The sequence below is a fragment of the Micromonospora sp. ABR4_055 genome (genome assembly GCF_056160425.1).
Map to the genome: position 1 here is coordinate 1 of NZ_JBSWXD010000231.1, position 7,294 is coordinate 7,294.

7 protein-coding genes are annotated in these 7,294 nt (G+C 68.3%); 2 read left to right on the forward strand and 5 right to left on the reverse strand.

The window, feature by feature from the left end; translation table 11 throughout:
* Nucleotides 1–349 precede the first annotated feature (349 nt).
* A complete protein-coding gene (locus ACXAHD_RS30425) occupies nucleotides 350–1,333 on the forward strand; it encodes a HEAT repeat domain-containing protein (RefSeq protein ID WP_281552228.1) in 984 nt (327 codons plus the stop codon).
* Nucleotides 1,334–1,408: 75 nt separating this feature from the next.
* On the opposite strand, the gene ACXAHD_RS30430 is transcribed toward ACXAHD_RS30425, so the two are convergent.
* From ACXAHD_RS30430 to ACXAHD_RS30450, 5 genes are all read right to left on the reverse strand, one after another.
* Nucleotides 1,409–1,597: a hypothetical protein gene (locus ACXAHD_RS30430; protein ID WP_281552227.1), complete on the reverse strand. Its 189-nt coding sequence runs from the start codon at nucleotides 1,595–1,597 to the stop codon at nucleotides 1,409–1,411.
* 170 nt (nucleotides 1,598–1,767) lie between these two features.
* A complete protein-coding gene (locus tag ACXAHD_RS30435) occupies nucleotides 1,768–2,313 on the reverse strand; it encodes a hypothetical protein (protein ID WP_475054895.1) in 546 nt (181 codons plus the stop codon).
* A 746-nt stretch (nucleotides 2,314–3,059) separates the two neighbouring features.
* Nucleotides 3,060–3,866, reverse strand: coding sequence for a hypothetical protein (locus ACXAHD_RS30440; RefSeq protein WP_475054897.1), 807 nt, complete (start codon nucleotides 3,864–3,866; stop codon nucleotides 3,060–3,062).
* A 232-nt stretch (nucleotides 3,867–4,098) separates the two neighbouring features.
* Nucleotides 4,099–5,514, reverse strand: coding sequence for a hypothetical protein (locus ACXAHD_RS30445; RefSeq protein ID WP_475054898.1), 1,416 nt, complete (start codon nucleotides 5,512–5,514; stop codon nucleotides 4,099–4,101).
* 220 nt (nucleotides 5,515–5,734) lie between these two features.
* Entirely contained in the window at nucleotides 5,735–6,217 is a 483-nt protein-coding gene (locus ACXAHD_RS30450; protein WP_475054900.1) for a hypothetical protein, read from the reverse strand.
* Nucleotides 6,218–6,914: 697 nt separating this feature from the next.
* Here ACXAHD_RS30450 and ACXAHD_RS30455 point away from each other — a divergent pair.
* Nucleotides 6,915–7,199: a hypothetical protein gene (locus ACXAHD_RS30455; protein ID WP_475054901.1), complete on the forward strand. Its 285-nt coding sequence runs from the start codon at nucleotides 6,915–6,917 to the stop codon at nucleotides 7,197–7,199.
* Nucleotides 7,200–7,294: the final 95 nt, after the last annotated feature.

Below are 7,294 nucleotides of genomic sequence, written 5' to 3' on the forward strand. Positions count from 1 at the left end.
ATCGGCGACTCCCTCACGCCCGCCGCACCACCCAATACAGAAATGATCAACCAACATTCAGCGGCAACCGCGTCGGTGGATCGAGGCTGAGCGGATAGCGGCGTTGCGGCGAATGGACTGGGCCTCGCTTGAGGACGCCCATGGTGCGGCCGAAGATCTTCCTGAGCTTTTGCACGGGTTGTGGTCGGGTGATGCGGTGGTCCGTCGTGGGGCGTATCGGGCGTTGGCGGGTCGTCTGGTGCATCAGGGTTCGCGGTACGAGGCAAGTGCCGTCGCCGCGAAGTTTCTGATCGATGTTGTAGCGGATCCTTCGGCGCCTGACCGGTTCGCCGCCTGCCAGGTGCTGCGGATGATCGCGATCGGCGACGAGAGTTACTGGTTGACCGAGTCGCCGGACATTGCCGCTGTTCGGCGTGAGGTGGACCGCCAGGCTGCCATGACGCTGGCGGAGTTGGAACATGAGCAGTCGATGTGGGTGGCCGCAGCTGTCGACGGCGAGGAGCGGCGGGCGCGGGAGTCGACCGTCCGCTACCGGGATGTGGAGGCCGATCGGTGCGCGGCACGGTGGGACCTGGAGGCGTACGACGCGGTCCGCTCGGGTGTCGCGGTGTATGTGGCGGCGTTGCGGTCGCCCGAGCCTGCGGTGCGGTTGCACGCCGCGCATCTGTTGGCCTGGTTCCCTGAGGAGCGCGACCTGATAGTTCCCGCGTTGACGCGCGTGATCGCCGGGGATTCGGACCCGGTGGTGGCGGCGACGGCCTGCGTAGCCGCCGGTCTGTGCGGTGCCACCCAGGCCGACACCGGATTGGTCGAGGCGCTGTCGCGTCGGCGGGCCGGCCCAAACCGCGCGGAGCGGTGGTCGGCGGTGCTGGGGGTGGCCCGGCTGACCGCCCGGCCGCCGCGAGCGCTCGTCGAGGAGTTGTACGCCTGCCTGCTGGACGCGACCGAACCGGTGCCGGACTGGCCGTTTCTGGCTGGGGGTATGTCAGGGCTGGCGGCGCTGACCCTGGCGCGCCTGGACTCTGACAGCGCTACGGATCGGGTCGAGATCCTGGCGCGGCGGCTGGCCGACACGGTGCCCGGCACTGACCGGTTCACACTGGTGGGCGCGTTGCTGGACGCGGCCTTCCCAGAACACGACGCCACGGGGCGGGGCCGCGACGCCGGGGCGACGGGACCAGGCCGGATCGTCGATGCCCAGCAGGCGGCGGTTCGCGCGTTGGTGGACAGCGTGGTCTGGGAAGACGGGCCGATGGTGGCGATGCTGCTCGGCCGGTACGGTCTGCCGTCCGCGCCGGCGTCGCTGCGGGGCTGGCTGGCCGGGGGCCGGTAGCGCTTCGGAAGTTGTCGCCGGCGCGGCGGATCTGGCCTTCGACGGTGTACCTGCCGAGAATGACATCCGGGCAGGTCAGGCGGCATGCTCGTACTCGTGGAGGATGCCACCGAGGCGGTCGCGTCGGTGGATGTTCAGGTGGGCGGGCCGGTCGGGGTCGGTGATTGGTTCGAGTAGCGGGGCGAGTGGTCGGGCGTTGGCGATGCCCTCGGGGTTGGGCAGCCTGTCCCGGGCCGCGCGGATGATCTCGGGGTTGACGACCATGGGCCGGCCGCCGACGCGGGCGCAGGCGGCGGCGAGGCCTTCGCGGGTGCCGGCGACGATGAGCTCGCAGATGAACTCGAAGAAGGCGGCGACGTGGAAGATGAGTCGCCCCGGGGGTTGGTGGCTCGTGGAGGCTCGCCCGTGGGCTTGGTGGCGCCTCCATAACAGGTCTACTGGTGCTCGCGAACCTTCTCGACTGACCAGCCGATGAACTGCGCGATCTCCTCGACCGGCGTGTCGGACCGGCTGATCCACTCGTCGAGGGCCTGCCCCAGCGACGGCGGAACCCCTGGGGTGCTCACCTGAGGCAACGGCATGTTGTCGGTGACGTCGTCGACGTGAACCATTCGGCCGTCGGGGCAGAGGCGCTTTGCGGCGGCGGCGTAGCCGTCCCACCCGTCGTTGCTCTCGGCGAGCACCTCGTGGGTGTTCCAGTCCAAGATGTTCCACTCGTCGACGCCGACTTGACCACCGTCGACGATGCGGTGCCCCTGCTGCTCAAGTTCCTTCAGGCGCTCGGAGCGGGCATCGTCGATCGCCAACTGCGCCCGTAGCAGGCGCCTGACGTGCTCGACGGCGGCCTCGCCGCTGCTGCGTGCTCCGCCGTCACCCCGCGGTGTCTCGGCTGCCGTGGCGGCTGCTCGGGCGTATTTCTGTCCGGTCTGTGTCATCTCGGCGCGGATGGCGCGGGTGCGTGCGCGGTTGCGCTTGCCCATGATGTTGTCCCTCTCGCGAAGGCCCACGCCCTTCGTGACAAAGGTCGGCTGTGGAGTTCACGCTGCGTCGGTGGCGGCTTGTCCTCGATCGCCGCCTGCGGCGTGGGCACCGGTGTCGGGGTACGGCTTGAAGTACACAGGCAAGTACGGCCACACGTACACACCGTGACGGCAAGATCTACGCTGTACCAGACGTTGGCCCGTGCGCGGGTGCCTCGACCTCAAGATCCCTACCGCGCCGCTTCCCCTCCTCGCCGCTGCGCGGCTGCGGTGCGGGTCGGCTTGCTACCGATGACAGCGCCTGGCTGCGGCTGCGCGCCGAAGCTCCTCCATGCCCACGGCCCACTGCCAGAAACACGCCGGTCCCGGCTGCCTCTGCAAGGTCTGGAGGCACCTCGGCTGGGACCATCCAACTTGGTGATCATTTCTCCTTGCAGCGGGTACGACAAAGCTCTGCACACCTAGCCGTACGCGCCTATGTAGACGAGCTTGTACCCCGACAACCGGCGGCTCGGAGACGGGCGGGCATGACCGCCGCCCGCAGTCTACGAGTGGCCGGGCGGGCCTCGAAGCACGACACCCGGCGCCACGGTCCCGCAGGTAGGCGCGCCGGGTGTTGGGGGCGTCGGCGTGTTGGGGGCGTCGGCGTGTTGGCCGCCGCCCCCCGGCGGCGGCCAGCCCCGCCACTTCGATGCGTCCGTGTAGGGCGAGCGTGGTCGGCGAGCCGGGCAGTCCGACCGGCGCGGTCATCGCCGGTACAGCACGCCGCTGGTCAGCCACAGCACCAGGGTGGCGGCCAGGTGCACGGCGGCCTCGGCCTCGGCCTGGGTCTGCCGGCGGGAGTTCGGGCTGCCGGCGTGGCGGGACTGGCCCTGCCAGAGCAGTTTGAGCATCTCGACCAGCCGGTCCGGGCCGGCCGGTTGGCCGGTGGCGTCGCTGATGGTCAGCGCCCATTGAGCGTTCTGATTGCCCAGGTCGGCGATGACGGTGCCGAGGGTGCGCCGTGGGTTTGTCGGGCATACCAGCGGGCACGCGACTGCCTCGACGGCGAGCACCGCTTCGTCGTATGCCTTGTCCGGATCCGGGTTGCGGCCGTACGCCGTGTTCCAGGCCGTGCGCAGGTGGTCCGCCGCGTCGGCGGCCACGCTGCGCACAGTTGTGGCGACAGCGGCGGTGACCGTGGTGTCAACGCGTCGCTCCAAGCCGTTGCGGTCGGCATTGATCCGCCAGCCGGCGCCGCCGGCGGTGGGCAGTTCGTTCAGCTTGTCGAACTGCCAGTGCTGGGGTTCCAGTTCCCAGGCGAGCAGCGCATCGACGAGGTCGAGGAGCTGCTCGTCGTCCAGTTGCTGCGGGCGGGGGAGCTCATCAAGGCGGAGCCGGAACTTGAGCGTGTTTTCCAACTGGGTCCACAGGTAGGTGTCGTCCGGGTAGCACTCGTACACCCAGTCGTCGAGCGCGCCGCGTAGATACTGCGGGATGCCGTCATGGACGGTGTCGTCCGGGCCGAGGCCGGCAAGGCGGCGACTGAGCGGCGCCCATGGCCTGGTAGTCACGGCCGAACCGTACGCGAAAGCACCCTGCGAGGGCGACAGGATAACTTTCCCCTACCATGTGCCCTCCTCGTCACTCACCGCTGTACCGATCTTCCGAGCCCTGATCTACCCAAACGCGGGGTTACGAGTCGCGACGACCTGGCTCCTCCGTGAGGGAGCCAGCCACCCCGGTGACCGCAATCGACGATCGATTTCACCAGACTCAAAGGCCGGCTCGCTGGCCGGGCGGGCCTCAGCTATGGATCTCAGCCGGTCGCGACCCGGGGGCTGCCGCAGGCCGCGATGCCAGGCCGGCGATCAGTGCAGACGGATGCATCAGCGCGAACGCGCGGGTGGCGTAGAAGTCGGCGTACGCGCGCACGGCACCGTCGTCATCCCGGCGCCGCGGCCGCACGGCGTCACGGAACGCACGGGTCACCATGGCGTTGACCCCCACGAGATAGCGCTCGGCCAGCATCGAGTCGATCGACTCCCACAGCGTGTAGAACTCCGGTCCGCGTGGCCGGCCAGGGTCGGCGGCCTCTCCGCGCCGGACTGCCATGCGACGTCGCAGCTGTTCCAGGACCGAGATCGGATCCCGGGATGGAGGCACGGACCGCAACCGGTCCGCATCGAGGTCGCGTTGGAACGTGTCGAGCCGCTCGACCAGCTCAGCATCGTGACCGGGCGCCAGACCGTGTCCGTCGAGGTCGACCACCTGCACCGCAGCGATCGCGTCCGCAGTCACCGCCAAGGACAACGACCCGGGCGACTCGTAGACGTTGAGGTAGCGGACCGCCTGCAGTCCCTCGTCGCAAAGCTCGGCCTTGAACAAACGGGCCGCACGCTGCTCGTTTTCGTCCCGGTAGCCGGCCTCGATCCGGGTTGGGTCGAGGTTGAGCGCCACCCGGTACAGGAAGAACCGGGAGTCGCGGTCGTCCTGGTACTTCATGCGACGCAACACGTTCTCGATCGCAGCCTCGTAGGTGCCGACGTGCAGCGCTAGGCCCGAAAGCATGGTGATCTGGTCGTCGGTGACGAGGCGGATGTCGCGCAGCCATTCCCGCTGCTGTTCCTCGTAGGCCGGCGACGGCCAGTCCGGCGACGTGCTTGTGTGGTACCACGTCAGCCGATTGAGTTGCTCGGTCTCGAGCGCGGAATCGTTGGGATCGCGCAACGCAGCGGCGCCCCGGCCGAAGTGAATACTGCCTCCGCAGTGCGAGCACGGCATGTGGGCTTCGTTGATCTCGGCCTCGTAGTCGACCGCGCTCAGGTACTCCACGCCGCCGCAGCCGCAACGCATGCGGTAGTTGTAGGCGAAGCTGACCGGCCGGTCGGCCAGGTCCGGCATCGGCACCGTGGTCACGAGATGAACACCGCCACACGCCCCTCTCCGCGCACTGGTTCCCTTGGCCGTCCATAGCGCCACGTCGCGGTCGCGAACCCGTCCGTGCACCGTCCGGAGCGCGGCACCCACAGTAGCCAACGGCGCAGCGCCGTCCGTTCTCGATCTTCCGCCGATGATCGATGGCGGACGCGCGTCCTGCTCCGCGAGCAGGACCTGCTCGTCGTCGACATCAGCGCCGCCACCTGCCAACGGATGCTCACCGACGCCAACACTGGACTGCCGGCGATCGACCAGGAACGCCCACACCGCACCGCCGACCACCGCCTCGGCGTCGTAGTACTCAACCAGCCCTGGTTCATGGGCGCGCTCACCGGTCCCGCAGCTTCGGGCACACCGGCTTCTCCGGCACCCACTGGTGGTCGACCCGGACCGCTACCTCGGCCGCACCGCACCGCTCTGTCGGGAGACATCGACACCAGCAGCGAACGGGCGGATTCCCGCCTGCCGAAAGACGAGGAGGCCGATCCGTTCGCTACCAGCGCTAGAATGGCGGCTCATCATCGAAGGTTGTGTATCGCGGGGCAGACTTGCGGTCGGCCTCTGCTTTGGCTGCCGCCTCCTGTTCGTCGCGCTCCTTGCGTGTTCGGGGGATGTCGGGCATCGGCGCTCCGTCCACGGCTTCGTTCCAGTACCGGCGGCACTGCTCGTGGTGACTGACGGGGGGCGGGCTGAAGCGGTCGTAGTGCTCGTCGTGCTCGATGTCGTGTGGATCGATGTCCGCGATCTCGCACAGGGCGAGGAAGATCACTTCGACGGTCAACCAGGCACCCACCGCCTCGCCGCGAAGCGTCCGTCGAACCGTCTCGTGGTTGGCCGACCCGCGACGGTCCTCGCGCGCCTCGATCGTCTCCGCGATCCGCCTTGTCGTCGGTCTCTGCGCCGCGATGTAGAACCTCCAAAGCAAGTGGACCAGGTTCTCGCGTTCCTTGGGCACGATCGCCGGCCTGGTCAGTCGCGGAGGCATCGGATCGTCCCTTCGAATGGTCTCGGCCAATCCTAGCGATTCCATGCTTTGTCCAGAGTCAGCGCAGCCAGGACTGCGTTCACCAACGCCTCGTCTCGGCCGTTCCCCACGGTCATCTCGGGACGCACAGCACGTCTGATCGCAGCTCAGGATGGGTGTACGGCGTCAAACCGGTCTTCGGCCGCCCCGGTGCTCGGCGGTGGTAGATGGTCGCGTCGTACCCGCTCGTGGAGTCGAAACCGTCGACACGCCAGGACGAAGGAGAGCCCATGCGGCGTCCGGTACCCGATAGAGGCTCCCGGTGAGCCGCATCGTCCAGGGGATCCTGCCCGCAACGGTCCTGCCTACATTGGTCTACGTTGGCGCGCCTTGGTGGGCGATCGCCCTGGTCACGCTGGGCGCCATGCTTGCGGCCACGCTCGTGCGGGTCGTCGACCGAATCCTGCCGAAGGACTCCCGCGACCTGCGCTGCTGGTGGGACGACCTCTGGCGGTACTCAGAGCTGCGACGTGCCCCGTCACGGCCGCAGGGACCACCCGGGCTTGCGGCGGCACACCAGCGCCGCCCAGTCGACAACCCACCCGCTTCGTTACCGCGTGATCCGCCGGGCCAGCACTGACCGGTAGGCCCACGCCGCTGCGCGGATTCCCCGACCGAGCAGAAACAGTGTGGTCCAGGATGACTACGCTTCGAGGCTATGTCGCTACGAGATGATCTGTACTCCTCGGCGCTGCGCTGGGCTGCAACGGCGCTGACCGCCTACGCCACAGATCCTCCGGACTCCGATTTTGCCGTGCATCACATGGCCGTGGCAGTCGAACACCTGTCCAAGTCATACCTGTGCTCCATCTCGGAAGTGCTGCTCGTCGGCGACAGGCCCAGCGTTGATGATCTGCTCCTACTCGCTGGGCGTAGCGACAAGACCAGTCGACAACGGATTGACCTCAAGACGATCGGCGGCGCCGAGGCCGTCGCACGGTAAGTCCTCCCAGTTCCCGTGGGTGACTTTGTGTAGTCGGACAGTTGGTGCGTGCTCCGGCAGCCGTGGTGGTGTTGATTTGCGGCCGTGACGGTCTC

Coding starts and splice junctions, on each gene's coding strand:
- ACXAHD_RS30430 (WP_281552227.1), bottom strand. CDS start 1,597: ATGGTCGTCAACCCCGAGATCATCCGCGCGGCCCGGGACAGGCTGCCC.
- ACXAHD_RS30425 (WP_281552228.1), top strand. CDS start 350: ATGATCGCGATCGGCGACGAGAGTTACTGGTTGACCGAGTCGCCGGAC.
- ACXAHD_RS30435 (WP_475054895.1), bottom strand. CDS start 2,313: ATGGGCAAGCGCAACCGCGCACGCACCCGCGCCATCCGCGCCGAGATG.
- ACXAHD_RS30455 (WP_475054901.1), top strand. CDS start 6,915: ATGTCGCTACGAGATGATCTGTACTCCTCGGCGCTGCGCTGGGCTGCA.
- ACXAHD_RS30450 (WP_475054900.1), bottom strand. CDS start 6,217: ATGCCTCCGCGACTGACCAGGCCGGCGATCGTGCCCAAGGAACGCGAG.